We start from the raw sequence: 26,415 nt of genomic DNA on the forward strand, positions 1-26,415 counted from the left end.
TGGCCGATTTTAAAAGAAAAGTTCACTTCCTGCTTATCTTCGCTAATAACCTACGCGCTCCGCCTCGCCTTATTTTGCTAGTCTATGTCACTGACCGCCGTTGAAGAACCAGTTATTGCGACTGCTGAATTAAAAACCAAGCTTAAGGAGGTATTTGGCTTTGGCCAGTTCAGGGGAACGCAAGAGGCTGTTATTCAGAACATATTAGCTGGCAACAATACGTTCGTCATCATGCCCACCGGGGCGGGCAAGAGCCTGTGCTACCAGCTGCCGGCGCTGGTGCTGCCGGGAACGGCCATTGTTATCTCGCCGCTTATTGCCCTGATGAAAAATCAGGTTGACCAGCTCTCAGCCTTTGGGGTAAACGCGCAGGTGTACAATTCTACGCTGACCAAGACGGAGATGAACCGCGTCAGAAAAGACGTGATTTCGGGCGAAGTACGGCTGCTGTACGTGGCGCCCGAGAGCCTGACCAAAGAAGACACTATTGCCTTTCTGCAAAAAGCCAGTATCTCCTTTGTGGCTATCGATGAGGCGCACTGCATCTCGGAGTGGGGCCACGACTTTCGGCCCGAGTACCGCAAGATTCGGGGCATTATCGACAACCTGGGCGGGCGCATTCCGCTGATTGCCCTCACGGCCACGGCCACGCCCAAGGTGCAGCTCGATATCCAGAAAAACCTGCACATGGACGACGCGAGCGTGTTTAAAACGTCGTTTAACCGCACCAACCTCTACTATGAGGTACGTGCCAAGCGCAACACCAAGAAGCAGCTGATTCAGTACGTGCAGTCGCACAAAGGCAAGGCCGGCATTATTTACTGCCTGAGTCGCAAGAAGGTAGAAGAGGTGGCCGAGCTGCTGCGCGTCAACGACGTGCGGGCCCTGCCCTACCACGCCGGCCTCGACCCGCATACCCGCATGAACAATCAGGATGCCTTCCTGAATGAGGACTGCGACGTGATTGTGGCAACTATTGCCTTCGGCATGGGCATCGACAAGCCCGACGTGCGCTTCGTTATTCACTACGACGCGCCGAAAAGCATTGAGGGCTACTACCAGGAAACCGGCCGCGGCGGCCGCGATGGCCTGGAGGGAAACTGCCTGATGTTTTACAGCTACGATGACATTCTGAAGCTCGAAAAATTCAGCAAGGACAAGCCCGTAACCGAGCGCGACAACGCCCGACAGCTGCTGCTGGAAATGACGAACTACTCGGAAAGCGCCGTGTGCCGCCGCCGTCAGCTGCTGCATTATTTTGGCGAGCACCTCGACAAGGATTGCGGCTTTTGCGACAACTGCCGCCATCCGAAAGAGAAGTTTGACGGCACCCGGCACGTAGGCCTGGCGCTGCGGGCCGTGGTCCAAACCGAAGCGCGCTTTGGCCTGGACCACGTGGCGCAGGTGTTGCTGGGGCTCAACAACCCGCACATCGAAAGCTACGGCCACAGCGGCCTGCCGGTGTATGGCCAGGGCAAGGAGCTGAGCGGCGATATGCAGCACTGGCAATCGGTGTTGCGCCAGTGCCTGCTCAACGGCCTGCTGGAAAAGGACATCGACTCTATCGGCCTGGTTCGCATCACCGAAAAAGGCATTGATTTTATTGAGAATCCGCAGCCGTTCACGCTGACCAAAGACCACGATTTTGAGGCTGAGAAGCAGGAAGAGGAAGATGAGGAGAAGGTGCAGCAGGCGGCCGGCCACGACGAGGCGCTGTTTACCCTGCTGAAGGAGCTGCGCAAGCAAGTAGCCAAGCAGAAAAACCTGCCGCCCTACGTGCTCTTTCAGGACCCCAGCCTGAAGGAAATGGCTACTACCTACCCGCAAAGCCTGCACGAGCTAACCCATATTTCGGGCGTAGGCCAGGGCAAAGCGCAGAAGTTTGGCGCGCCCTTCGTGGCAGCCATCAAGAAGTATGTGGAAGACAACGACATCGAAACGGCGGCCGATGTCATTATTAAGTCCACCGTCAACCGCTCAAAGCTGAAAATATATATTATTCAGCAGATAGATAAAAAGATGGATTTGGCGGGTATTGCCCGCAGCCAGGGCATTTCGATGGCCGACCTGGTAGAAGAAATTGAGCATATCTGCTACTCGGGCACCCGCCTCAACCTGGACTATTACATTCAGGATGTGGTAGACGAGGATAAGCAGGACGAGATTTTCGACTACTTTATGTCGGCCAGCTCCGACAACATTGCCCTGGCAATGAACGAGTTGGGCCCGGACGACTTTACCGAGGAAGAGGTAAGGCTGATGCGCATTAAGTTTCTAAGCGAAGTGGCTAACTAGACCACGGATTAGCGCGGATTATAGCGGATTTCACGGATTTTGTGGACGGCTTCAACGGTGTTGAGGCCGTCTTTTTTTATATTTTGCTTCATTTGTATTTATGCTACTTGATACCCGTTTCCACGACCTTACCAGAAGAGTTATCGGCTGTGCGATGCGGGTACATAGTGAGCTTGGCAGCGGCTTTCCTGAGTTGATTTATCAACGCGGGCTAGCGGTGGAGCTAAAGCAGGAAGGGGTTAGTTTTCAAGGAGAGATTCAGTTACCCGTTTTTTATAAAGATACCGCTATCGGTGCCCGGCGCGCCGATTTTCTAATTGAGGGCCAGGTACTGGTTGAATTAAAAGCCGTGAGCGAATTGTCTGATGCACACTATGCACAAACCATAAACTACCTGAAAGCTTATCGGTTGGAAGTAGCTCTCCTCATAAATTTTGGTGAAGCCAGCCTTAGATTCCGACGTCTGCTCCATAATCCTACCCGCCAGCCCAGGGTATAAAAAAGACGGCCTCAACACCGTTGAAGCCGTCCACAAAATCCGTGAAATCCGCTATAATCCGCGCTAATCCGTGGTCTAGCAATACTCCTCAAAAGCGCCTTGCAGGTTATTCACAATGCGCATGAGGTCAGAGCCTTCAATGTGGTAGCGCTCAATCATGTGCACCAGCTCGCCGTCTTTGAAAAGACCGATGCAAGGCGACGAGGGCGGGTAAGGCAGCAGGTGCTCGCGCATTTTGGCTACGGCGTCGGTTTCCATGCCGGCAAAAACGGTGACCAGCTTGCCGGGCTTTTTGTCGGCGCTGGCCAGGGCCAGCTTCAGGGCGGGGCGCGCCTTTGCGGCAGCGCAGCCGCATACCGAATTAACGGCTACCAGCACGGTACCCTCTTTTTCAGCCAGCGCCGCATCGACTTCCTGGGGCGACATCAGTTGCTCAAAGCCTGCCTCTACCAGGTCCTGACGGATGGGGGCGACCATGTATTCGGGGTAAACAGCCATTTTATACAGCAGAAAAGTTACTAGGAAGGCGCAGAGAAGCAGAACTGCTTCCTGCACCACTACAAAAATACGGCCTGGCCGCATTAATGCAGTACAAGCCCCGTAGCTAGCAAAAGGTTCGGAAGCGCCAAGCCCGGCTGCTGCCCCAACAGCCCGATTGCCTGCTTGCTATTATCTTGCTTCACGGCGGCTAGTAGCCTCATTATGAAGCCATAAATTCGATTTTTTTTCATTATTAGTTCATCTATTATTTCCTGAATGATTCCAAACTTTCTTCCACGGATGCCACGGGCAGTTATCTGCGCGCTGGCTGTTTGCGCTGGCTTTAGCTACTCTGCTCAAGCCCAGAAGCCCGTCCCGCTGCCCGGCTCGCTGCGTCAGGCAGCGACGCAGCCGCAGGTAGCGGCGCTGGCTATCACCGCCCAGCGCACCGACGCTGGCTCGCGCCTGAGCGGCGATTTGCAGCGCCTCTATCAAGTCGGACTGGCCAATCGCAGTCTGGCCGCCAGCGCGGCAAGCCAGACCTTTCCGCAGCTGCGCTTTGGAAAGAGCGGCACCTCGGTACTGGTGCGCATCATGGCCCAGAATGTAACGGCGCTGCTGCCAAGCCTGCTCAGCAAGGGGTTTGTAACGCTAGCCTCTTTTCCCAATCTGCACTTTGTGGAAGGCCTGCTGCCCGTGAGCCAGCTGGCACCCGGCAGCCAGGGCATCGCGGCGCTTTCGGCCCAGGGGCTGCTGGGTGTAATTCCCAGCTACCGACCCCTGCTGCGCGTAGGGGCCACTACCAGCCAGGGTGATGTTACGATGGAAGCAGCCCGCACCCGTGCGCTGCAGCCGCGCAACCTCGACGGCAAGGGCGTGCGGGTAGGAGTTATCAGCGACTCGTTTAATTCGCTCAACGGGGCCGCTACTGACATTGCCACCGGCGACCTGCCCGCCACCGGCGTGCAGGTGCTGCTCGACGACGGCACCACCGACGAAGGCCGCGCCATGTGCCAGATTGTGCACGACCTGGCCCCCGGCTCGCCGCTGGCGTTCAGTACGGCTAATGTGAGTGAAGGAGACTTTGCCAACCAGATTATCCGGCTGGCCGACCCGGCCCTGGGCAACTGCCAGGTGATAGTAGATGATGTAGGCTACTTCAACGAGCCGTTTTTTCAGGATGGCGTTATCGCGCAGGCTATTACGCAGGTAGTAAGTCAGCGGAGCGTCAGCTACTTCTCGTCGGCGGGCAACAATGCCAACAACAGCTATGAGAATACGGCCCCTGTTTTCATCAACGATGCCAAAGGAGTAGGCAAGCTGAATTTCTCCACTACCAGCACTCCCGATACCACCCAGCGCTTCGTAGTGATGAACGGCAACGACCTGCAGCTGCCGCTGCAATGGTCGGACCCGTTTTATACCGCTAACGGCGTTAAAACCGACCTGGATGTTTTCCTGATTTCGGCTAAAGGCGTTGTAGTGGCCAGCTCGACCGACAACAATATCCAGCTGGAATACCCGGCCGAATATATTGGTTTTCATAACGACACCACCCAAACTCATACCACGGCGTTTGACCTCGTAATTCGTCGTCGGGCAGGCACGGCCAATCCGACGCGCATCAAATATGTAAACGAGCTGAACGGCCTCTCCCCCACCGTGGTAGGCCCCACCGAATGGCAAACCAACAGCGGCACCATTGTCGGGCACACGGCGGCGGCGGCGGCCATATCGGTAGCGGCCGTGCGCTACGACAACCCCCGCGCACCCGAAAGCTTTACGTCGAAAGGAACACCAACCTTCCTGTTTGCGCCCGACGGCACGCCCCTTATTACCCCCGAAGTGCGCCAAAAGCCCAACCTGGCGGCTATTGATGGCGTCAACACCTCCTCGTTTGGGACCAGTGCCAACGACTACGAAGGCGATGGCTTCCCCAATTTTTTCGGCACTTCGGCGGCAGCCCCGCACGCGGCCGCCGTGGCCGCGCTGCTGCGGCAGTCGGAGCCCACGCTAACGCCGGCCCAGGTGTACACCCGGATGGCCTCAACGGCCCGCCTGATTGGCGCCACGACCACCGACCCGCTCACGGGGCCAGGCCTGGTTGATGCCTTTACGGCGATTTATGGGCCCGTTGCGGCTACTACGCCGCCGGCGGTAGAAGACATGGAAAAAGGCGCACTGCCTACCAGCTGGACTGTGAACAGCACGCGGGCGGGCCGGGTGCAGGTAATCACGACCCTCAACCCGGCCTCCGGCGTTCACCATTTGCTGCTCGATTCGTACCCCGGCATTAGCAACCGCGCCCTGAATGAGGCAGTATGGTATTTCAACGGCGTAACGGCCAGCAATGCGCTGCTGACTTTTAGAGAGCGTAAGCTGGCTGCCGAAACCGATGAGCTAATGCCGACGCAGTTTACCGGCTCCAGCAGTTCCGACGGCGTGGCGCTGAGCGTAGATGGCGGCACTACCTGGTACCGGGTATTTGACCTCACCGGCACCAACGCAACTACCACTTACCAGACCAAATCGGTAAACCTGACGCAGCTGGCCACTACGCTGGGCGTTACGCTGGGCAATGATGTGCGCCTGAAGTTTCAGCAGTACGGAGCGGGCGCCGCCACGGGCAGCAACACCACTTCCCAGGCCGGGCGGGTATTTGACGACATCGCCGTTACGGGCCTGAGCCCCGCGCCGGTGGCGCTTTATCACTCCAGCCAGCCTACTATCGGCTGCCCGGGCCTGACGGTGCAGTATGCTGACTCTTCGCTGTTTAAGCCCACTACCTACGCCTGGACTTTTGCCGGTGGCACACCGGCCGCTTCCACCTTGCCCAACCCAGCAGTAGTTTACAACACGCCCGGCCACTACCCGGTGGTGCTGAGCGTAATGAACGCCAATGGCACCACAGCCCGTACCGACACGGGCTATGTGTTTATCTACGGCCGCGCCCCGCAGGCCACCGTCACGACCACCAATGCCAGCATTTGTGCCGGCGGCAGCGTTACGTTCAGCAGCACGGCCGCCTACTGCCCCGGTACCTATAGCTGGAGCTTTCCGGGCGGCACGCCGGCCACTTCGACTGCTGCCAGCCCCGGCACAGTAACCTACGCCACGGCGGGCAACTACACGGCTACGCTCACCGTGAGCAATGCGTATGGCAGCACTACCACCACTATTCTGGTGGCGGTGGGTGGCCGCCTCCTGCCGCTGGCCGAAACGTTCGACAATACGCCCAATACCCAGACGCTGCCGCCGGGCTGGTCCATCGTTAACCCCGACCACGGCGTGACCTGGACGCTGGCCGACAATATTATCGGGCGCAACAACCAGCCGACCCGCGCCCTGCGGGCGCCGTTCTGGTTCGACTCGAATGTGGGCGAGCACGATGCCGTGTACTCGCCGGCCCTGAGCCTGACTGGCGCCAGCCCTAACCTGCTCTTCGATGTGGCTTACGGCAAAGTGAGCAACCAGCAGCTCGACTCGCTGAGCGTGCAGATTGCGGATGCCTGCTCCGGGGCCATTCTGGGTAAGCCATACGCCAAAGGCGCGGCGGGGACGCTGCCTACTACGTCGCCCAAAGACCAGACTATCTTCCTGCCCGCTTCGGGGGCCGAATGGCGGCAGGAGCGCGTCGACCTGACTCCCTACGCTGGTAAGTCGGTGGTTATCCGCTTTGTGGGGCGCAACGGCTACGGCCAGTACCTCTACCTCGATAATGTACTGGTTGGCAATAACCTACTCAGCCTGACTTCGGCGGCCAGCGTCGTAGGCCTCGAAGCCTGGCCCAACCCCACGCCCCAGGGCGGTACGCTTACCGTACGCCTGCCCGCCTTTACCGGCAGCGTAGGCCTGCGCCTGGTCGATGACCTGGGCCGCGTAGTGTGGCAGGAGCAGGTGCAGCAAAGCGGAGCCGTACTCGAGCGCACCCTGCGCCCTGGCCTGGCACCGGGCCTTTACAACCTGCTGTATACTCCGGCTGGCGGCACCCCGGCCGCGCGGCGCCTCGTGTTTGAGTAGCAGGCTGGCTCAACCGCTTTTGGCAAGGGCCGGGCAGTAGCCCGGCCCTTTGCTTTTGGCCCCGGCCGCACGTCGGCGGGCAAAATCCCCTTACTGACCGAGTAACATCCCCAGGTTAACCAAAAGGCCGCCCGAAAGCTGTCAGAGGCTGGTAACTTGCGGAGAATAAAAGTACTGCCTTTTGTAGCACTTCTTATTTTGCTGGTGTTTACATTGTTTTTTCACTATATTAAAAAAACCATAGCCCTTGCCTTGCTGGTGGCGGGGCTACTGCCCGCGCTGAGTTACGCGGCCCCGGCACCGCGGGCATTCGTGCGGCATTTCGGCCCCGCCGAAGGCCTAAGCCAGCCATTTATCTACTGCCTGCTGCAAGACCGGCAAGGCTACCTCTGGCTGGGCACCGCCGAGGGCCTGGTGCGCTACGATGGCAGCCGCTTCGTTACCCTCACCACCCGCGACGGCCTGGCCGAGAACTTCGTAACGGGCCTTTGGGAAGACCCGGCCAGCGGCGCCCTCTGGGTACTGCACCACGAGGGCAGCCGGTCGGTGCGGCCGGTGGGCCACGCTTTTCGCGCCGCGCCTACCACCATGCGGGGCGGCCCGGCGGGCCGCGTGGGGTCGCCTGCTCCCGATACCGCCCGTCTTGGCGCGTATCAGCGCCGCTACCACCTGCGCCTGGCCGCCGATGCCGTACCTAGCTGCCTGCTTGAAGACCGCGAAGGCAATGCCTGGCTGGGCACCGCCGGCCAGGGCCTGTGGCAGCACGCCGACCGCTTTTTGAGCCTGTGGCCCCGGCCCGGCGGCCAACCGACAGCCGCACTCGTGCTGGGCAGCCTGCCCGATGCAGGCGGGCAAAAGCAGGTATGGGGCACCTACGACGGCGGGCTTTATTACCAGTTTCCTCCGCGGGGCAGCCACTCAATAGTTGCTGGCAGTTGGCGTATGCCCCCACCCCCTGGCGAGGCCACCACGGTTTTGCTGGCTCGCCCGGCCTCGCTGGGCGGCGGCTTTTGGGTTGGTACTGCTACGGCGGGCGTATATATCGAGCCTATGCCCGGCCGGCCGTGGCAGCCGGTGCGCGGCCTCTCGCAAAATCTGGGCTCGGCCCTAACGGCGCTGGCTTACAGCCCCGGCACGGGACTGTGGGTGGGCACGGCTGCCGACGGCCTATATAATTTACCTAATGTTTCAGGCACTAACCCTACCCCAGTTGTTCAGCATTTTACCACGGCTAATGGCTTGCTGCACAACAGCATTTATGCCCTGCTGGCCGACCATACCGGCCGCGTGTGGGTGGCCACGCACAATACCGGCCTGGCCGTATGGGAACCGGCGCAGCGACGCTTTGTGTATCATAAGCTGAACAGTGTGGGCCTCGATGCCAGCGCCCTGGCCGAAGACGCTACCGGTACTATCTGGGTTGGCACCGAAGGCCAGGGGTTGTTCTTTAAACCCACCAGTGGCTCGTGGCAGCAGCTAACGGCCGCCACCAAAGCCCTACCCAGCGATTACCTCACGGCCCTGCTGCCGCTGCCGCCCCCGCTGGCGGGCTCGCTGCTGCTGGTGCACCCGCAGAGCCTGAGCCTGCTGAGCCCTGGGCATACGGCCGCCATTGCGCTGGCCGCAGCCGATAATGAGCTCGTTCGGGCTATGCTGCCGAGCGCCGCGCTCACCGCCGGGCCAGACCCGCTGGCCTGGCTCACTAGCCAGGCGGGCGTTCTGCGCCTCGACCTTGACCAGCTGGCTGGCTCAACGCCGGGTCGCCTTTCCACCCCTCCGGTAGTGCTAACCGGGGCCGAGGTAGATGGCGAAGCCCACGCGCCTACCACACTTGGCCAGCTGGTGGCGGGGCAGCACCGCGTCAGCTTCGTGTTTCAGGGGCTTAGCCTGGCACCGGGTGGCGCGGCGGCGCTCCGCTACCGCTACCGCCTGCGCGGCCTGTCTGACGAATGGAGCCGCCCGAGCGGGGCCGGCGAGGCGCAGTTTGTCGGGCTTGGCCCCGGCCGCTACGAGTTGCAGGCCCAGGTGCGCCGGGCCATACCCGGCAGCTCCTGGAGCCCGGCAGCCCGCAGCGCGTTCACTATTGCCACCCCCTGGTGGCAGCGGGCTACCACGCTGACTCTGGGCGCGTTGGCTCTGCTGGCGGTGCTCATCGCCGTGGTGCGCACCCGCGAAGGCGCACTGCGTCGCCAGAAGCTTCAGCTCGAAAAAACCGTGCAGCACCGCACCAGTGAGCTACGCCAGAAGAACCACGCTATCGAGCAGATAAATGGTGAGCTGCTCGTAGCCCGTGACGCGGCTGAAGCATCGCGCCGGGCCAAGGCGCAGTTTCTGGCCAACATGAGCCACGAAATCCGCACCCCGATGAACGCGGTCATCGGCCTCACCAACTTATTGCAGCAAACGCCGCTCAACTCTGAGCAAGGTGAATACCTGACGGCCATTCACTCGTCGTCGCAGAATCTGCTGGTTATTCTCAACGATATCCTCGACTCGTCGAAGATGGAGGCCGGTAAGCTTACTCTGGAGCAGGTAGCGTTCCGGCTCCCCGAGGCGGTACGCGGACTCAGCACCCTCTTTCGCTACGCGGCCGACAGCAAAGGGCTGGATTTTAATACATTCGTTGCAGAAGATATACCTGCCGCCGTGGTTGGCGACCCCGTGCGCTTGCAGCAGGTACTCGTCAACCTGGTGAGCAACGCGTTGAAATTTACCCGGCGCGGAGGCGTGACCGTACGGGTAACCCCGGCGCCCGGGCCGGCCCCCGACCCGGCCCACGCAGCCCTAAGGTTTGAAGTGGAAGACACCGGCATCGGCATTGCAGCCAACAAGCTGACAGCCATTTTTGATGATTTTTCGCAGGCGAATGCCAGCACTACCCGCGAGTTTGGCGGCACCGGCCTGGGGCTCAGCATTGCCCGCAACCTCGTGCAGCTGCACGGCGGCGAGTTGGGCGTGCGTAGCCAGGAAGGCAGCGGCTCCGTGTTTTATTTTGAGCTGACTTACCCCATCGCTGACCCGGCCCAAACCCGGCCGGGCGCGGTAGCGGGGCCGCTGCCCGCATTCGAGCCCGCGCTGCGCGTGCTGGTGGCCGAAGACAACCAGCTCAACCAGCTGGTAGCGCGCAAAACGCTGGAAAACTGGAATGTACAGGTAGTTATCGCCGAAAATGGTCGCCTGGCCGTGGAGCGCGTACTAACGGCTACCGAGCCCTTCGACGCCGTGTTTATGGATATTCAGATGCCGGAGCTCGATGGCTACGCCGCCGCCCGGGCCCTGCGTCAGCATTGCCCCGACGCTACCAGGCTGCCCATTATCGGCCTCACGGCCTCGGTACTGCCCGAAGACCGTAGCCTGGCATTGGCGGCCGGCATGAACGACCTGCTGGCCAAGCCTTTTGAGCCGGCCGTGCTCTACGCCCGGCTGGCGCATTTTACGGGGCGGCTGGCCGGAGTTTCTTCGCCTGAGGCGGCGCCGGCGGCTACTTTGCCGCCCAGCGCGCCCCCTGCCCTGCACCCCAACTGGCAGCAGCTCGAGGAGCTGGCGGGCGGTAATGCCGGCTTTATCAGTCAGATTGTGAATACTTTCTTGACCGAGGCGCCGGCCCTTGAGCAGCTGCTGGCCGCTGCCTGCCCCCACGACCCCACCGCCGTGGCCACCCTGGCGCACAAGCTTAAAGGCCAGGTGGCTTATTTTGGCGTGCCCGGCCTGCACGCGCAGCTCGATGAGCTGGAGCGCAGCGCCCGTACTCCCGGCTATCCTTTCTGCGAGCCCTTGCTGCAAACTGTGCGGCAGCAGCTCGGCCAATTATACCCCCAGCTTCAGCAAAGAGCCTGATTTGGGGAATGAGAGTCAAATAATAAAGTAAACCAGAGCTCTTTACGCTCATTATCGCCCATACCCCGGAGCCAGTCCCTACTTTTGCCCGACCTATCTACCTGCTTTCTCGCTGCCCTATGTCCTTTTCTTCTCCCGAAGTTGATGGCCTCACCCCGGCTCCGTTGCGTTGCCTCATTGTTGACGACGACCCCTTGTCAGTACAGATAGTGCAGAACTGCATTGCCAATACCCCTTTTTTAGAAGCATCCGGGGCGTGCAGCAGTGCCATTGAAGCCGCCGAGATTCTTCGCACGCAGGCCTTCGACGTATTATTTCTGGACATAGAGATGCCCCTGATGTCGGGCCTCGACCTACTCCGCTCGCTGCCGGAGGCCCCGCAGGTGGTGCTCATTACCAGTAGCCAGTCGTATGCCGTGCAGGCTTTCGAATTTGCCGTGGCCGATTACCTGCTTAAGCCGTTGAGCTACCCGCGCTTTTTGCAGGCAGCCCAGAAAGTGCTCGAAACTATTACGGCCCAGCGAACGGCGGCCGACCCCGATACGCAGGCGGCGCCCATAGGCTCCAACCCCGAATTCACTTTCGTAAAGGTTGATACTAAGCTCGTTCGGGTCGATTTTGCCGACATTTACTATGTTGAAGCCCTGGGTGATTACGTGCACCTGGTTACTACCCGTAGCAAGCTTATTGTCTACAGTACCATGCGGGCCATTGAGGAGAAGTTTCCGCCCCAGCGCTTTGTGCGGGTGCACCGTTCTTTCATCATCAATATCGACTATGTGCAGGCGCTGGAAGACAACTCCCTGCTGATTAAGGAGAAATATATTCCGGTGGGCCAAACGTACATGCGCGGCCTGCTGCAACGCCTCAACAAGCTGTAGGGTGCGCGGGCCCGCCGACGCTATTTTCCACGCTAACCGCTTCTTATCAGTGCCTTTTGCCGCTTCCTTTTCGCCTGTTCTTGTTTGGCTGCGGGGTGCCCTGGCAGTGGTAGCGCTGCTGAGTATGCCAGCCGTAGTGGCCGCCCAAGCTACCCCGACAGACTCTGCTGCAACTCAGGCGGCTGCCTGCGGCCCTTTGCAACCCGTTGAGCTATGCGTTGATTTTGATGCCAGCCGCTCGCTAGACCCCGGCGCCGGCCCCCTGGAGTACCGCTGGAATATGGGCGATGGTACTACGCTCACGGGCCTGAAAATCACGCACTGCTACGCCACTCGGGCCCACTACCAGGTGGTGCTCGATGTAGTGGTGCCGGCCACCGGCGAAGTGCGCCGCGCCGAAAAAACCTTCGACGTGGATTTGCTGCGCAAGCCGGTGCTCAATTTTAGCGTGGGCCCCGCGCTTCGGGTACGGGCCGGGCAGGCAGTAGCATTCGATGCGCTGGACTCGGTATTGCCCGACTGTCAATCGGTAGTGGTCATCTGGGATTTTCGCGATGGCTTTACCCAGCAGGGGCGGCGCGTCGAGCACAGCTTCCGCAAGCCCGGGCACTTTCCAGTGCGCATGAGCCTGCGCGGCTACGGCCCCGGAGCCTGCGCCGCCAGCAACTGCGTCAGCCAGGAAGTTATCGTGGAGCCTTAGGTAGCGGCACAAAGGCTACTGCGGGGCACCCTGGCTCAGAATGTCTAATACCAGCTGCCACAAATCCTCGTACGGAACAATCTCGATTTCGGCATCGGCCTCGCCCACCAGCGGGGCCTTTTTCAGCGCTGCCAGCAAGGGCTTGCTGCGCTGCGCCAGCACTTCGGGGTTGAAGTCGGCTTCGGGCAGCAGCAGCAGCAGCCGCAGAAAGGTGCGGCTCCGCAGGGTAGCCGCATCGCGCAGGTGCCGCTGCTGGTACTTACGCAGGCGTTCCAGCCGTGCGAGCACGGGCTCCAGCAGGCGCTGCCGCAGGTAGTGCAGCAGCTGAAATACCAGAATGGCCACGTTGTGGCCGCGCTTATCGCGGCTGTACTCGGGCACGGTCAGGGCCGCAAACACGGCCAGCTGGTTGCGGCGGCGCACCGGCAGCTTCTCAAGCGGCTGGATAAACTCGATGTAGGCCTCCAGCAGCTCCCAGCGCTGCAAGGCCGAGGGCCGCAGCTTGATAAACGACGGGTTTTTGTGCGCCTGGTGCAGCAGCAGCTGCGCCTGCTCATACTCGCCCGCATGCAGGGCCAGCAGCAGATAATGCTCGTAGAAATAAAACCAGTTGCTGGAGGTAGGATGCATCTCCTGGGCGAAAGTCTCCGCCAGCTTCAGGCCCGCTGCCGCCTGCCGGGTGCGCAGGTAGGCATACACCATCATAAACTGATTGAAGCGCTGGTCGAAGCGCCGGGCATTGAGCTTGCCCTGCTGCAGGAGCCGGGTGGCCATTGTGGTATACTGCACAATGTCTTCGTAGCGCCCGGTCAGCTCCGCGTTGCCGATGCGCACCCGATACAGCGCCATAAACGTGGTAAACGTTTTGGCCTGCTTGTGCAGCTCCTCCGCCCGGGCCAGGTACGCCGGCATCTTCAGCAAAATGGCCCGGCGCTTGGCCACAGCCCGCGCCATGCCCAGGCTTACAGACAGTGAAAGCTCTTCGGCTTCCCGCTCGCAGCGAATAACCTCCCGCAGTTTGGCCAGGGTTTTGCTTAGCGCATCATACTTATACGGCAGGTTTTGCTGGGCGTATATAGTCAGGAGCCACTGGCCGGCCTGCTCGGCATAGCCCATAAACTCACCTTGCAGGGCCATTCGCATACAGCGACGTAACAGCCGCTCACTGAGGCTATACTCTCCTTCTAAACATAAAATAGTTACCTTGTGTAACAAGTCCAGGCATTCGACCTCATAGCGGCGCGATACTACAAAGCGCGGGTCAGAATGGTCCAGAAAGTATAGGTGATTAAGTAGTTTATCCTGCACCCGCGCCCGCAGCTGGCGCATAGCAGCTTGGTTATTGGTCGAGTTTGCCCCATAAAGCGATTTGGTTAGCTGTATGGTGGTCATTTCCGGGTTGGCTGTTACTTCCTGCATCAGCCGCTCTTCCTTGCCCATGCGGGAAGCATCCAGGTCGAGTAGAGGCCGCTGTTTTGACCGACGCAATGTCACAATTCGCGCCAAATTTGCAATCTCTTTCATTAAAAAAGCGCTTCCGCAACGTTTAAAGGCATCTTTAATCTTGCTTGCTATCCCAAACAGGCGTTTTCAAAACTTAGCAGATTGTCCTTGTAAAGCCCTGGCATTTTTTCAAGCTTTGCATCTTGGATTAGTATGCGCAATTTACACGATAAGATGTCACAATTCAGTTTTTTTTCGCAAAAGCCGCTTCGATAAATACTCCACAGCCAAACCAGATAACTTAGAAAATCAGCATCATTAACAAGAAAAGTCCAATAAATTATAAAAATAATTATTGTCACAGCAGAAATGCTTATGTCCTTTTGAGGGCCTTCCACGGAGAGGAGCTTTGTATCAACAATCCACCACAAACCTTTCCCTACCATGTTTGAGCTTATTACTTTCGCCCTGTTGCAACTCGCTACCCTGTCTAGCCAGCCTACCACCAACAACATCGGCAGCAGCGGTTGGGGTAATGACATTGTAGCTCCTACTCAACCTACGACTAGCGTCGGCGGCAACTAAGGCGGCAACGTTGCCTAGTAGCAGTAGAGGTTAATTTGAAGTCCAGCCTGCTAACTTGCCAATGGCATTTGTAATGCCATTGCGAAATGAAATACTTCTGGCTTGGTGGATTTCTGCTATTTTTGACCTGCGCTTGCTCGTCATCTACTACCCGGCAAGAGTCCGCTTCTACTCCGATTCGCATTCGATGGGCCTACGACCCGGAAACGCTGGACCCTATGGCGCTTCCCAATCAAAACGCCATCGATGTAGCCAATCTGTTGCATGTAAGCCTGCTGCAAGTAGATTATAAAAGCAATAGATACGCGCCAGCCCTGGCCCAGTCGCTGCCGCAGGTAACGCTTATGGGGGATTCGCTTACCTCCCTGGATTATCATTTGCGGCCCGCCGCTGCCTGGGACAACGGGCAGCCCGTATTAGCTACCGATGTTGACTTTACGCTTAAATTAATGCAATGCCCGGGGCTGCCCAACGAGGGTGCTCGCGCACAATTCAGCTTTATTCGGAAAATTCAGCTTGACCCGGCCAACCCCCGCCATTTCACGATAGTGTGTCGTGGCCAGGCCACCGAGCTGGCAACCGCTTCCGGCGACTACCCAATCTTGCCCGAAGCGGTGCTCGACCCGACGCATGCGTTGCGGGGCATTTCGCTGGCCGCGCTGCAAGACTGGCCCGAGTCGCGCGCCCCGGCCCCGGCGGTGGCCGCCCTGGTACAACGGTATCAGCAAGCCGACCTGGCTCGCCACCCCGAGCGGCTGCCAGGCTGCGGAGCGTATAAGCTCGCCGTGTGGGAAACCGGGTGGCACCTGTTGCTGCAACGCAAGGCCCACTGGTGGGCCGATGCGCTACGCCCGGCCTCGCCGGTACTGCAGGCTCGCCCCCAACAGTTGGATTTCGTTATTATTCCCGATGATGCCGTCGCTACGCTGGCGCTGCGCCGCCACGAGCTGGAAGTATATTCGCCGGTACCAGCCCGCTTTTTTCAGCGCTTACAGACTTCCGCAGCGGCCCAGCGTGAATTATTTTTTTACAGCAGCCCATCCTACGATATCGTAACGGCTGGATTTAACACGCGGCGCGCTCCCTTACGCGATAAGTGTACCCGCCAGGCAATCAGCCGGTTATTTGACCCTGTTGCGCTGCTTAAGGCAACCCAGCTGGGGCAAGGCAGTACTACAATAGGCCTGCTACCGCCCACCAGCCCCTATTATAACGACAGCCTGCCGCCTCTCACGTATGCACCCGCCCGGGCAGTAGCGCTGCTGCAGCAGGCGGGCTGGCGGCGGCAGCCCGATGGCACCTGGCGACACCCTTCTTTGGCCAGTCCGCTTACACTACGGCTTCGCTATCGCACCGATGAAACGACGTTTGCGACGGCCGCCCTACAGCTTCAGGCGGCGGCCGCGCAGCTCGGCATTCCGATTGTGCTGGTTCCTACCGAAACCTCGGTGCTGGTGAGCGCGTTGCGCAGCGGCGATTTTGACATGTATATCCGTCTGGTAAGGGGCAGTCCATTTGGCTTCAACTTTATGCCCGTGCTGCACTCCAACGCTATTGGCAACGGCAACTTTACCGGCTTCGGCACTCCCGCCACCGACCGGCTGCTCGAGGGGATTGCGGTCGAAGGAAATGAGCGCCGCAAACGCCTGATGCTCCGCAAACTGCAAGCCGTCGTTCGGGAAGAGATGCCGCTGGTACCGTTATTTTTTCTGCCTATCCGCCTGGTTGCCAGCCGTCGCCTGCAGCCAGTAGCTACCTCGGGGCTTAAGCCGGGCTATATGCCTGCTACCCTGGCCTGGGCTACCGCCGACAGCCTGCGGGCTCCCGCCCACTAACGATGGGTTGGTGGCTGCTCACCCGGCTCGGTCGCGCCGCCCTGGCTGCCTGGGGCATCGCCTCGCTGGTATTTATCCTAAGCCGCCAACTACCAACCGGCCCCGAGCTGGCGACCCTGGAAGATGCTGGTAACTTAAGCCGCCCGGCCGCAGCCATGAGCGCCGTAGCAGCCCCGGCGGCCGCCCGGCAGCTGCGCCACCGCCTCGGGCTCGACGAGCCAGCTTTTTATATTACCCGCTCGGCAGCCAAACCTGTTGGCTGGCACTGGCACGGGGCCCATAACCAATACCACCAGTGGGTAATGCAGCTGCTGCACGGCAACCTGGGCCAGTCGTACCGCGATGGGCAGCCCGTAGCCAGCCTGCTACGACAAGCGCTGGGGTATAGCCTGCCGCTGGCGGCCGGAGCGGCTGCCCTGGCCACCGCCCTGGCGCTGGCGCTGGCGCTCTATCTGGCCCGCGCTTCGGGAGGCAAGGCGCGCGCTATCATCCGGGCTGGGTTGGCCGGCTTACAGGTGATGCCGCTGTTTCTGCTGGCGCTGGCCCTGCTACTGCTGCTGGCCAACCCGGATGTGCTGGACTTGTTTCCGGCTACCGGTCGTATTTCGGATACGCCTACGGGTAGTGCCGGGCAGCTCATGGGCTACTGGGCAGCCCGCTCAGCCCTTCCGCTGCTAAGCCTGGTACTGGCCGTAGTGCCCAGCCTGACGCTGCCGCTGGAAGCCGCGCTGCGCCACGAGGCGCGGCTGGCTTACGCTACAACGGCCCGCGCCAAGGGCCTGGGCGCCGGGCAGATGTTATGGCGTCATGCCCTGCCCAATGCCCTGCTGCCACTGCTCACCACGCTCACCGACCTGCTGCCGGCTCTGGTAGCCGGCACGGTAGTAGTCGAGGTCGTATTTTCCCTGCCGGGCAGCGGCCGCCTGCTGGCAGAAGCCGCGGCCGCCCACGACTATCCGGTGGTAGTAGCAGGTGTGCTGCTTACGGCAGCAGCCCGCCTGCTCGGGTTAATACTAGCAGATATTCTATATTTTACAATCGACCCCCGCCTCCGGCCCACTGCATGACGCCCGCTGGTTTACTGAAGCGCCCTGGCTATTGGCTTGCCCTGTGCTGGCTGGGAATAGTAGCTGCTACCGGGCTGCTTAGCTCCTGGCTGCGCCTGCCCTATCTCAGCACGGCACCCGACCTGCTGCACATGGCAGCACCTCCCAGCGCGCTTCACTACTTCGGCACCGATGTGCTGGGGCGCGATGTACTTGCGGGCCTGGTAACGGGGGCCCAGCGGCTCGTCAAACTCAGCTTGCCGGCCGTGGCGCTGGCTACTGCCTTCGGCGCGGTAGCCGGGGGAGCAGCCGGTTTCTGGGGCAATACCCGCCTGCGCCTGCCGCTGGGTGCGCTTGGGCTGCCGGCGGCGCTAGCCTGGTGGCTGCTGCAACTGCCTGGCTGCGTGTATTTTACCGTTTCTATACTGTCTATCAGTGGCCTATATGAGCTTATCACATCCCGCCGGCAGCAGGCGCTGCAAATCAGGCCGCTCACCTTTGCCCTGCCGCTCGACAGTCTGCTGCTGGGAATAGCTACCTTGCTGGGAGCCTTGCCCCGGCTGGTCCTGCTGATAGCCCTGGCGGCCGGGCCGCCCCTCACGCTGGTACAGCTGCTTGCACTGCTGGTACTTATTGCCTGGCCCGAGCCCGCTCGTATGGTGCGGGCCGAAATGCTGCGCGTGCGCGTGCAGCCCTTTATCGAAGCGGCCTGGGCCAGCGGGCTGGGACCGGGCCGCATCTGGTGGCGCCACGCCCTTCCGGCAGCCTGCCAGCCCCTGCGCACCCTGGCTCCCCTGAGCCTGGCTGGCCTGATAGGGCTGGAAACCGCCTTAGCTTTTCTGGGTATTGGGCAGGCACCCAACGCAGTTGGCTGGGGTACCCTGCTGGCTACCGTGCGCCAAGACCCCAGCGCCTGGTGGGTAGCGCTGGCGCCTGGCGTTGCCCTGCTGGCCACCTTGCTGGCCCTGCAAAAGGTAGCAGCCAGCAAATAACCCCTGCTTCTACCCTCGGCGGGCAACCCAATCAGCTCAGCTATCGGACCTGAATTGTCACAAAAGCGAGAGTTTTCAGCAAGCGTGCAATTACAAACGCAGACGCTATCCTCTAAATAGCAGGCATAACAACAAGAACGCGCATTTAAGATGTAATATTTTATGTTTTTTATTGTGTTTTTTATAGTAAAAAAAGTTGGCTTTGCATGTCACAAAATTTACAACTATGTCCTTTTGAGGGCAGCAAAACGCCCTTAATCTTGTACTTTATTTACTTCCCAAAGCTACGCTACGTCTTTTTATAGTGGACTTATTTAGTGGTCATTACATGAAATCTCCTTCTTCATCGCGGCAAGATTCTGCTTATACCGGCTCCTCGCCTACTACTTACTCTGCCCTGGCCGCTGGCCGCGATTTCACGACGCTGGATGGCCGACTTGTGCCGCGCGTTTTGGGTGAGGCAGCCCTGCGCCAACACACCGCTATGCTCATTGGAGGCTTACTTATCGGGGAGTGGCCGGAGCATCTTTAGGCCTAATTACTTAATCATCAAGGCATCGTCTCATTTTTTTAACATCTGCTTTTCATGAGCTGCCCAATAGCCCTCCCTGGCACAGGAAGCTCCAGCTAGTCCACTATTCACGTCCGTTTATTCGAATCCACTTATTTTAGAAGCGGAAGGCTTATAGCTGAAAAGCCCGCCGGCAATGTCGGCGGGCTTTTTATTTAACTGACGTCGGGGGTTAGCAGTCAGCCCAGCTTATTCCGCTGCACAATCCAGCTGGTGGGCTACCAGGGCTAGGCCTTCCGCAAAAGAGTGAGGGCGGTAGCCCAGCTCACGCACTGCCTTATCGATGCGGAAGCCCGTACGGGCCGGCCGCCGGCCGGACTGCGTAAAGGTGCTGGCGTCCACCTTTTCCAGCAAATTCTTATCAAGCTTATAGAAATCGGCTACTTGCGTGGCCATTTCAAACGGCGTCAGCAGCTCGTAGCCACTTAAATGGTAGATACCCTGCGCCGATTGCCGGGCCAGCAGCCAGCAACCCTGGGCGAGGTCTTCGGCTAGCGTAGGCGTGCGCCACTGGTCACTTACAACCTTAATAACCTGGCCCTTACGCAAAGAATCGCGTACCCAGAGCACGATATTGCTGCGGCTACCGGCCGTGAGGGTACCGTACACGAGCACGGTGCGCGCAATAGCCCAGCGCAACCCTGGAGTGGCCTGCACCAGCTGCTCGGCAGCCAGCTTACTCGCGCCGTAGTGACTGAGCGGCCCAGGCTCGGCACTCTCGTCCAGCATACTTTGCTGGCCATTGAATATAAAGTCGGTGCTGAGGTGGGTGAGGTGAATATTCATCTTGGCGCATATAGCAGCCAGGTGCGCCACGGCAGTCACATTCTGCGTCCAGCAGGCTTGCTGGTTTAGCTCACAGTCATCGACCTGGGTCATGGCGGCGGTGTGAATAACGTGCGTGGGACGTTCCTGAGTCATAACCTGCTGTACCTGAACGGCATCAGTTACATCGAGCGCACGAAAGCGCAAGGCCGGATAATGCGCCGCCAGGCGGTTGGCACCGCGAGCGGTAGCCAGCAGCTCTATGGTGGGCTCCTGGTGAAGGAGCGCCACGAGCTTCTGGCCGAGCAACCCATTAGAACCAGTGAGGAGCAGCTTCATGAGCGGGCAGGCAAAGGATAGTATGCGGGTGGGTGGCGCAAATAGCCGTTGCGCCACGCTTGCCCTAATAGGCGCAATTCAAAAAAGCTAATAGCTGTACCCGTATAGCTCCGTAATTTTCTTTTTCTTCAGTTTTTCTACCTTCATCGTCATCTTCAGGTCGGTAAGCGGGCGGTCGCGGGCATCTTTGGGCAGGGCCGCGATTTTATCAATTACTTCCTGGCCTTTGATAACCTGGCCAAATACCGTGTATTGGCCATCGAGAAAATGGGTGCCTTCGTGCTTTTCGACCAGGTAAAACTGACTTGAGCTGCTGGCCCGCTGCGGGTTGACAAAGTCGCCCTGGCGCGCGGCGGCTACGGCACCATAGTCGTGCTTGTGGCCGGCAGCCAGCTCGGCCGGAATAGTCGGCTCGTTGGGCGGCCCCAGGCCATCGTTGGTGGGGTCGGCATCTTTCGAGTTGGGGTCGCCGCCCTGCACCATAAAATTAGGAATGACGCGGTGAAAGGTAGTGCCGTTATAAAAGCCATCGCTGGCTTTTTTGAGAAAATTGGCCCGGTGCAAAGGCGTATCCGTGAATAAGATAAGGCGAATATCGCCCAGGCTGGTGGTGATGGTTACCACATCATCCTTCTTGCTGAGCCGGGGCCGCCTGGCAGCCAGCACCGGCAGCGCCAATAGCAGGAGTCCCAACGCGATAGCTCGGGGGCCAACAGTAAGTAGCTTCATAGGGATGAAAAATACCGTTAAATATAGAAAATAATCTATTTAATCACCCTTACTGCTCGCCCCGGTGCTCGCGGATGCTGGCCAGGATGGCGGTGCCGCCGTGGGCCAGCACGTAGTCGGCCACGGCCATGCCCAGGCCTTCGGCCTGTGCGGCCGGAGCCGTTTGCACTGCGTCGATATATTCCTCGCCGCTGAGGCTGATGAGGCCGCCGTGCAGGCGCACGTCGCCGGCGGGCGTGAGCGTAGCCAGCGCAAACGACGGAATGCTGCAGCCGCCTTCCATGGTGCGCAAAAAGGCCCGCTCGGCCAGCAGGCAGCGGTGGGTAGCCGGGTGGTCGAGCGCCTGCCGGATGCGGTTTTTAAGCTCTTCGCCCAAAAAGCGGGAGCTTTCGACTGCGATGCTGCCCTGACCGACGGGCGGCACAAACGTATTAGTAGGCAGGTAATGCCGGATGAGGTGGTCGTAGCCCATGCGGTGCACGCCGGCATAAGCCAGCACCAGGGCATCGTACTGGCCTTCTTCGAGCTTGCGAATGCGCGTCTGCAGATTACCACGCGCCTCGGCGGTGTTGGCCAGGGGGTAGAAGCGCCGCAGCAGCGCCTTGCGGCGGGTGCTGCTGGTGCCCAGCAAGATGCCGGACCGGCTGATATCAAAATCTTCCTGAAAGCTGATAACCACGTCGTTTACCTGCTCGCGCTCCAGAAAAGCCAGCAGCTCCAGGTCGGGCGGCAGGGTGCTCTGCACATCTTTGGCCGAATGGATGGCCAGGTGCGTATCGCCACGCCGCAGGCTTTCTTCGAGCTCTTCGGTGAAGACGCCTTTCGACCCGATTTTAGCCAGTGACCGGTCGAGCACCTGGTCGCCGGTGGTTTGCATGGGCACAATCTCGGTGTTCAGGCCAGCCTGCTTGAGCAAAGCAGCGACGTGCTCGGTTTGCCAGAGGGCCAGGCGGGAGGCGCGGGTAGCCAGGCGAATAGTAGGGTCAGACATAGCGCTTTTTGCGAACTGTTTAACAGCGCGAACAATAAAAATCAGTCTTTGGGTAATACTAGTGGGTGCAGGCGCAGTCCGCTCAAGTGGTTGTATTCGAGCGAAGGAGCCGGAATTTTAAAGAACTGCCCGGCACTGACCAGCGCCTGCGCGCTGCTGCCCTTAATACCCGGCAAACGGGCCAGGCTTACATCGGGCGACAAATAAAACTGCCGGTAGCGGGTAAATTTCACTTCCTTGCCGTCGGCGTCGACATACGGCGGGTTGGCGTGGCCGCCGGTCATGCCGCTGCCGCTGTAGCCCAGGTCAAGGTTGAGCCAGCGCGGAAACGACGGGCCCACCGGCAGCACCGAAGCAATATTGAGCGACAGCCAGTACTGCTGGCCGTTATAATCTTTCAGCATCTGCGTCCCAATGCTCTGCCCCAGCAGATTGGGCCGGTACGGTGGGTAAATGCTTTGCCGCCAGCCGTAGCGCAGGCTCAGCTTTTGCTCGCCAAAGCCATACTGCTGGCCCATAAACAAGCCAATTCCGCTGAGGTTGGCCACCATATCGCCTTTTGAAAATCCCCAGCCCTCGGAGCGTCCGTCAAACAGCTCAATAGTAGTTTGATACAGCAGCGCCACCAGACCGCCGGTTAGCGCCGACGCCCGCTCATTGACGCCACTCCACCGAAACAGCTCATACTCGCCCCGGCTGATGGCATAGGCCGTGGTGGCGTGGCCAAACTTGTCCATTTGCAGCCATTCGCCGTTGTCGTTGAACGAATGAAAGGGCACTCGCTTGGTATACCAGGTTTTGCCCAGCAGGTAAGAAGTTAGGGTGTACACTACGGCCGTGCCTATCACCACGCCAATAAAGCGGCCCTGGTTGATACCCGGGTTGCCGGCCGGGTCGGGCGGGGCCACAAGCTGCGCCCGCGCCGGCTGGCCGAGACTTAGGCTGGCGGCAAGCAAAAACAGGAGCGGACGGTGGCGCATGCGGCAAAGGTCGGGTACGCAGCGCGGACTCGCAGAGTCCACGCTACTACGCGCGCCGCAGCTGCTGGCCCATCCGCAACGAGGCATCGACAAACACCATGCGCGGGTTGGCATTGCGCTCGATGTGGTAGTGCGCAGTGTTTAGCTCCTCGCTAAGCTGGTCGGCGTTGCGAGCCGTCACAAACTTGCTGAAACCCTGCACGAATTGCTGCTCGCCGGTGGGCAGGTGCGGCACCATCTGGGGGTCGATGCCGTAGAGCAGCACTTTGCGCAACAGCCCCAGCGAGAAGCTGAGCTGCTCCTTCTGGTTTTCGCGGCCCATCTTCTGGAACTCATCGGCCAGGGCTATTACCTCCGTCATTTTCAGGCTATAGCATTTACGCATCCAGTTGATGAAGAATTCGGCGTAGTTGTGGTCGGCGCTGTGCTCGCGGCTGGCGATGGCCGCGCCCAGATTGCCTTCAGCCAGCTGCGCTACCTGCCGGGCTTTGGCCTCGGGCAGGTGATAGTGCGCAGTCAGATAGGCGGTTATGTCGTCTTCCGAGAACGGGCGCACCACTACCGGCTGCACCCGGCTGATGATGGTGGGCAGCAGCCGCTCGGGCTCGTGGCTGACGAGCAGAAACACCGTAGCGGGGGGCGGCTCCTCCAGCAGCTTGAGCACGGCGTTGGCGGCGGCCGGGTGCATGAGCTCGGGCAACCAGATGATGACCAGCTTAAACCGCGCCTCGAACGCCTTGAGGCTGACGAGCTTGAGCAGCTGCCCGGCTTCTTCTTTTGAGATGCTGCCCTGCTTGTTTTCGGCTCCGATGTGCTGCATCCAGTCGTTAAAGCCCTGATAGGGGCTTTCGGCCAGAAAGGTGCGCCACTCGGCCATGAACCGGCCGCTGGTGGCATCCTTGGGCACTGCCTTGGTCGTGGTGGTGGGCAGGATAAAATTAAGGTCGGGGTGCGCCAGCTTGCTGATTTTCAGGCAGGCCGGGCAGTGGCCGCAGCTGTCGGCGGCATCGGCGGCGCGGCCCTCACAGTTGAGGTATTGGGCGTAGGCCAGCGCCAGCGGCAGCGCTGCCGAGCCCTCGGCCCCGCGAAACAGCTGGGCGTGCGCCACGTGCCCGCGCTGCACCGACTGGCGCAGGACTTCCTTGAGGGCAGCTTGGTTGGGAATATCGGCGAATTGCAACGTTTACAATCTAAAAACCATCGTTTCCAGCACAAATAGGATTTGCAAGACAATGTACCAGCCTATCACAGTTGCTAGTATTGCTACTACTCGCTCGCTGAGTTTGGTAAACCTACGCACGACCCAGGCAATGAGCAGCACCCCAAGCAACCAGTAAGCCATAATGGCTAGTTTACCATCTAGCTGGACACCGCCAAGCATCACGGTGAATACTGGTATAATTGAAATGGCTAACAAGCCTACCCCACCCAGCAGGTAGCCGAGCGTATCGGTTTTAGTTTGTGGAGAGCTCATAAGTTGCGGATTACTGAAACTAGTACGCGAATATCTTTATTATCCGAACCTATGCATTCATCACAGCATCGGCCTAGCTTTTTTCCAGGGTCTTTTCCCAAACCCGGTCGCCTTCCGTCTGCCGGAAAACCTCCGCAATAACCCCTTGCTCTACTGCATCATAGGCTAGCCCGCGCCGGCTCATCACCCGCTCGGCTACTTCGGCAAACTTATTGAGCTTAAACGTTTCAAAGCCCGAGGCGCCGCCCCAGCTAAAGCTCGGGATGAACTGGCGCGGGAAGCCTGCGCCGAAGATATTGGCCCCTACGCCCACCACCGTGCCGGTATTGAACATAGTGTTGATGCCGCACTTGCTGTGGTCGCCCATGAGCAGGCCGCAGAAGGTCTGGCCGGTATCGACAAAGCGCCTGGCGGCGTGGCTCCACACCTTTACCGGGGCGTAGTTGTTTTTGAGGTTGCTGGTGTTGGTATCGGCCCCGAGGTTGCACCACTCGCCGATAACCGAGTTGCCGAGGTAGCCGTCGTGCCCTTTATTGCTATAGCCCAGCAGGATGCTGTTGCCCACTTCGCCACCCACTTTCGAGAATGGCCCGATGGTATTGTCGCCGCGCAGCTTGGCGCCGGCGTTCACGTGGCTGCCCTCGCACAAGGCCAGCGGGCCTCTGATAATGGCACCTTCGTGCACCTGCGAGTTTTTGCCGAGGTAAATGGGGCCGTCCTCGGCGTTTAGAATGGCCGCGCGGATTTTTACACCTTCCTCGATAAATATATTATTTTTACCATATACAATCGTATGCGCGTCGCCCACCGGCTGCGAGGTGCGCCCGGCCGTGAGCAAGGCAAAATCGCGACGAATTTCCGCCCCGTTTTGCAGAAACAGCTGCCAGGGACGCGCAATAATTACCACCTCTTCGGCTACCGCACGCTGCTCGCGCAGGCCATCCTGCACCAGCTCGGCCACCTGGCTGGCATCGGCGAGATGGGCGGCCACCAGCGTATCGCCAAAGTACAGGCCCTGGCCGGGCGCGAGTGCCAGTACCTGGCGGGCCAGCAGGTCGTCGGGGCAGACGGCGCCATTCACGACCAGCGCGGGGCCGGCGACGTTGCCAGCCGGAAACCTGGCCTGCAAGTACGGTTGGGTGAGGTAGCCCAGCGTTGCCGTACCCAGCCGGTACTGCCACTTTTCGGCGATGGTGAGAATGCCGCAACGCAGCGCCGCCACCGGCCGGGTAAAGGTGAGCGGCAGCAAATGCGGCCTAATGGCCGGGTCATCGAAAAGAAGAAAATGCATAGAATTAGCTGATAGCGGCCAGCGGCAACCAGCCGGCCGCTTTTCTGGAAAGACAAAATTACGCCCGGGGTCCCCGGCAGCGGGCAATAAAAAACTCCTTCCGGCGCTGCCGAAAGGAGTTGTTCAAAAGTTGAAAGCTGGTAGCCTAAAGCCAGCAGCCCCGAATACTACTGCTTGCCAGCCGTATTCTGCTCTTTCTTGGCGTAGCGGCTGCGGAATTTCTCCACGCGGCCGGCCGTATCGATGAACATGTTTTTGCCGGTGTAGAAGGGGTGCGAAGCGCTGCTTACTTCGATTTTAATCACCGGATAGGTGTTGCCGTCTTCCCACTGAATCGTCTCGGCCGACGTCATTGTGGAGCGGGTGATAAACTTGAAGTCCGAAGAGGTGTCCTGGAAAACTACCTGGCGGTACTCGGGGTGCGTGTCCTTTTTCATTATCGGGAGGGCCTATTTACCTGTTAAACCCTGCCGGTTTTGCGGAAGGGACTGCAAAAGTACGCATTAGCTCCGACAAAATCAATTGCCGGGCGCCTGCTTCTTCGTAGTCAGGCCCGCCTCACTGGTCCAGCGACTTATTTAAAACTGGAGTATGCCGGACAAAAGCCGCCGCGCCCTATATTTGGTTGGCTTGCTGCCCTGTGTGCAGCGGTTGTCAGCTAT

21 protein-coding genes are annotated in these 26,415 nt (G+C 59.6%); 10 read left to right on the forward strand and 11 right to left on the reverse strand.

Annotated elements, in window-relative coordinates; all coding sequences use genetic code 11:
• Positions 1-84: 84 nt before the first annotated feature.
• Positions 85-2,295: a DNA helicase RecQ gene (gene recQ / locus F6X24_RS01015; RefSeq protein WP_229725272.1), complete on the forward strand. Its 2,211-nt coding sequence runs from the start codon at positions 85-87 to the stop codon at positions 2,293-2,295.
• A gap of 100 nt (positions 2,296-2,395) precedes the next feature.
• Positions 2,396-2,794 (forward strand): GxxExxY protein, encoded by a 399-nt coding sequence (locus F6X24_RS01020; RefSeq protein WP_151085857.1) that lies wholly within the window; start codon positions 2,396-2,398, stop codon positions 2,792-2,794.
• A 75-nt stretch (positions 2,795-2,869) separates the two neighbouring features.
• On the opposite strand, the gene F6X24_RS01025 is transcribed toward F6X24_RS01020, so the two are convergent.
• The gene (locus F6X24_RS01025; protein ID WP_151085858.1) at positions 2,870-3,292 is read right to left on the reverse strand and encodes a BrxA/BrxB family bacilliredoxin; all 423 of its coding nucleotides are present in this window, start codon (positions 3,290-3,292) and stop codon (positions 2,870-2,872) included.
• A gap of 282 nt (positions 3,293-3,574) precedes the next feature.
• Between F6X24_RS01025 and F6X24_RS01030 the strand changes: the two genes are divergently transcribed.
• From F6X24_RS01030 to F6X24_RS01045, 4 genes are all read left to right on the forward strand, one after another.
• Positions 3,575-7,294: a PKD domain-containing protein gene (locus F6X24_RS01030; RefSeq protein ID WP_191906404.1), complete on the forward strand. Its 3,720-nt coding sequence runs from the start codon at positions 3,575-3,577 to the stop codon at positions 7,292-7,294.
• 204 nt (positions 7,295-7,498) lie between these two features.
• Positions 7,499-11,131: a hybrid sensor histidine kinase/response regulator gene (locus F6X24_RS01035; RefSeq protein WP_151085860.1), complete on the forward strand. Its 3,633-nt coding sequence runs from the start codon at positions 7,499-7,501 to the stop codon at positions 11,129-11,131.
• 119 nt (positions 11,132-11,250) lie between these two features.
• Entirely contained in the window at positions 11,251-12,012 is a 762-nt protein-coding gene (locus tag F6X24_RS01040; protein WP_151085861.1) for a LytR/AlgR family response regulator transcription factor, read from the forward strand.
• A gap of 49 nt (positions 12,013-12,061) precedes the next feature.
• Positions 12,062-12,712: a PKD domain-containing protein gene (locus F6X24_RS01045; protein ID WP_151085862.1), complete on the forward strand. Its 651-nt coding sequence runs from the start codon at positions 12,062-12,064 to the stop codon at positions 12,710-12,712.
• Between the two features lie 15 nt (positions 12,713-12,727).
• Here F6X24_RS01045 and F6X24_RS01050 read toward each other — a convergent pair whose 3' ends face one another.
• Together F6X24_RS01050 and F6X24_RS01055 are read right to left on the reverse strand one after the other, a co-directional pair.
• Complete coding sequence (locus F6X24_RS01050; RefSeq protein WP_151085863.1) at positions 12,728-14,152, reverse strand: hypothetical protein; 1,425 nt, start codon at positions 14,150-14,152, stop codon at positions 12,728-12,730.
• Between the two features lie 131 nt (positions 14,153-14,283).
• On the reverse strand, positions 14,284-14,697 hold the full coding sequence (locus F6X24_RS01055; RefSeq protein ID WP_151085864.1) for a hypothetical protein: 414 nt from the start codon (positions 14,695-14,697) through the stop codon (positions 14,284-14,286).
• A gap of 261 nt (positions 14,698-14,958) precedes the next feature.
• Here F6X24_RS01055 and F6X24_RS01060 point away from each other — a divergent pair, with 261 nt between their 5' ends.
• The 4 genes from F6X24_RS01060 (at position 14,959) to F6X24_RS01075 (ending at position 19,145) form a co-directional block, all read left to right on the forward strand.
• Positions 14,959-16,575, forward strand: a complete 1,617-nt coding sequence (locus tag F6X24_RS01060; RefSeq protein WP_191906405.1) for an ABC transporter substrate-binding protein — start codon at positions 14,959-14,961, stop codon at positions 16,573-16,575.
• A gap of 2 nt (positions 16,576-16,577) precedes the next feature.
• The gene (locus tag F6X24_RS01065; protein ID WP_151085866.1) at positions 16,578-17,642 is read left to right on the forward strand and encodes an ABC transporter permease subunit; all 1,065 of its coding nucleotides are present in this window, start codon (positions 16,578-16,580) and stop codon (positions 17,640-17,642) included.
• On the forward strand, positions 17,639-18,613 hold the full coding sequence (locus F6X24_RS01070) for an ABC transporter permease (RefSeq protein WP_151085867.1): 975 nt from the start codon (positions 17,639-17,641) through the stop codon (positions 18,611-18,613). Before F6X24_RS01065 ends, F6X24_RS01070 begins: the two co-directional genes overlap by 4 nt.
• A 328-nt stretch (positions 18,614-18,941) precedes the next feature.
• Entirely contained in the window at positions 18,942-19,145 is a 204-nt protein-coding gene (locus F6X24_RS01075) for a hypothetical protein (protein WP_151085868.1), read from the forward strand.
• A 228-nt stretch (positions 19,146-19,373) separates the two neighbouring features.
• Here F6X24_RS01075 and F6X24_RS01080 read toward each other — a convergent pair whose 3' ends face one another.
• The 8 genes from F6X24_RS01080 to F6X24_RS01115 all read right to left on the reverse strand — a co-directional run bounded on the left by F6X24_RS01080 (position 19,374) and on the right by F6X24_RS01115 (position 26,190).
• A complete protein-coding gene (locus F6X24_RS01080; RefSeq protein ID WP_151085869.1) occupies positions 19,374-20,288 on the reverse strand; it encodes an SDR family oxidoreductase in 915 nt (304 codons plus the stop codon).
• 87 nt (positions 20,289-20,375) lie between these two features.
• A complete protein-coding gene (locus F6X24_RS01085; RefSeq protein WP_151085870.1) occupies positions 20,376-21,017 on the reverse strand; it encodes a peptidylprolyl isomerase in 642 nt (213 codons plus the stop codon).
• Between the two features lie 49 nt (positions 21,018-21,066).
• On the reverse strand, positions 21,067-22,008 hold the full coding sequence (gene hemC / locus F6X24_RS01090; protein ID WP_151085871.1) for a hydroxymethylbilane synthase: 942 nt from the start codon (positions 22,006-22,008) through the stop codon (positions 21,067-21,069).
• Between the two features lie 41 nt (positions 22,009-22,049).
• Positions 22,050-22,988 (reverse strand): DUF2279 domain-containing protein, encoded by a 939-nt coding sequence (locus F6X24_RS01095; RefSeq protein WP_151085872.1) that lies wholly within the window; start codon positions 22,986-22,988, stop codon positions 22,050-22,052.
• 46 nt (positions 22,989-23,034) lie between these two features.
• Positions 23,035-24,168: a DNA polymerase III subunit gene (locus F6X24_RS01100; RefSeq protein WP_151085874.1), complete on the reverse strand. Its 1,134-nt coding sequence runs from the start codon at positions 24,166-24,168 to the stop codon at positions 23,035-23,037.
• A gap of 3 nt (positions 24,169-24,171) precedes the next feature.
• A complete protein-coding gene (locus F6X24_RS01105) occupies positions 24,172-24,462 on the reverse strand; it encodes a hypothetical protein (protein WP_151085875.1) in 291 nt (96 codons plus the stop codon).
• A 73-nt stretch (positions 24,463-24,535) separates the two neighbouring features.
• The gene (locus F6X24_RS01110) at positions 24,536-25,753 is read right to left on the reverse strand and encodes a GlmU family protein (protein WP_151085877.1); all 1,218 of its coding nucleotides are present in this window, start codon (positions 25,751-25,753) and stop codon (positions 24,536-24,538) included.
• Positions 25,754-25,920: 167 nt separating this feature from the next.
• On the reverse strand, positions 25,921-26,190 hold the full coding sequence (locus F6X24_RS01115; RefSeq protein WP_151085879.1) for a type B 50S ribosomal protein L31: 270 nt from the start codon (positions 26,188-26,190) through the stop codon (positions 25,921-25,923).
• Between the last annotated feature and the right edge of the window lie 225 nt (positions 26,191-26,415).

Source organism: Hymenobacter baengnokdamensis (assembly GCF_008728635.1).
Lineage (GTDB): Bacteria > Bacteroidota > Bacteroidia > Cytophagales > Hymenobacteraceae > Hymenobacter > Hymenobacter baengnokdamensis.

Excerpts from the sequence above, each read along its gene's own strand:
- F6X24_RS01085 (WP_151085870.1), bottom strand. The coding sequence starts at position 21,017 with ATGAAGCTACTTACTGTTGGCCCCCGAGCTATCGCGTTGGGACTCCTG.
- F6X24_RS01020 (WP_151085857.1), top strand. The coding sequence starts at position 2,396 with ATGCTACTTGATACCCGTTTCCACGACCTTACCAGAAGAGTTATCGGC.
- F6X24_RS01080 (WP_151085869.1), bottom strand. The coding sequence starts at position 20,288 with ATGAAGCTGCTCCTCACTGGTTCTAATGGGTTGCTCGGCCAGAAGCTC.
- F6X24_RS01055 (WP_151085864.1), bottom strand. The coding sequence starts at position 14,697 with ATGTCATTACCCCAACCGCTGCTGCCGATGTTGTTGGTGGTAGGCTGG.
- F6X24_RS01070 (WP_151085867.1), top strand. The coding sequence starts at position 17,639 with ATGACGCCCGCTGGTTTACTGAAGCGCCCTGGCTATTGGCTTGCCCTG.
- F6X24_RS01110 (WP_151085877.1), bottom strand. The coding sequence starts at position 25,753 with ATGCATTTTCTTCTTTTCGATGACCCGGCCATTAGGCCGCATTTGCTG.
- F6X24_RS01075 (WP_151085868.1), top strand. The coding sequence starts at position 18,942 with ATGAAATCTCCTTCTTCATCGCGGCAAGATTCTGCTTATACCGGCTCC.
- F6X24_RS01095 (WP_151085872.1), bottom strand. The coding sequence starts at position 22,988 with ATGCGCCACCGTCCGCTCCTGTTTTTGCTTGCCGCCAGCCTAAGTCTC.
- recQ (WP_229725272.1), top strand. The coding sequence starts at position 85 with ATGTCACTGACCGCCGTTGAAGAACCAGTTATTGCGACTGCTGAATTA.
- F6X24_RS01115 (WP_151085879.1), bottom strand. The coding sequence starts at position 26,190 with ATGAAAAAGGACACGCACCCCGAGTACCGCCAGGTAGTTTTCCAGGAC.
- F6X24_RS01050 (WP_151085863.1), bottom strand. The coding sequence starts at position 14,152 with ATGGGCAAGGAAGAGCGGCTGATGCAGGAAGTAACAGCCAACCCGGAA.
- F6X24_RS01060 (WP_191906405.1), top strand. The coding sequence starts at position 14,959 with ATGGCGCTTCCCAATCAAAACGCCATCGATGTAGCCAATCTGTTGCAT.
- hemC (WP_151085871.1), bottom strand. The coding sequence starts at position 22,008 with ATGTCTGACCCTACTATTCGCCTGGCTACCCGCGCCTCCCGCCTGGCC.
- F6X24_RS01025 (WP_151085858.1), bottom strand. The coding sequence starts at position 3,292 with ATGGCTGTTTACCCCGAATACATGGTCGCCCCCATCCGTCAGGACCTG.
- F6X24_RS01065 (WP_151085866.1), top strand. The coding sequence starts at position 16,578 with ATGGGTTGGTGGCTGCTCACCCGGCTCGGTCGCGCCGCCCTGGCTGCC.
- F6X24_RS01105 (WP_151085875.1), bottom strand. The coding sequence starts at position 24,462 with ATGAGCTCTCCACAAACTAAAACCGATACGCTCGGCTACCTGCTGGGT.
- F6X24_RS01040 (WP_151085861.1), top strand. The coding sequence starts at position 11,251 with ATGTCCTTTTCTTCTCCCGAAGTTGATGGCCTCACCCCGGCTCCGTTG.
- F6X24_RS01030 (WP_191906404.1), top strand. The coding sequence starts at position 3,575 with ATGCCACGGGCAGTTATCTGCGCGCTGGCTGTTTGCGCTGGCTTTAGC.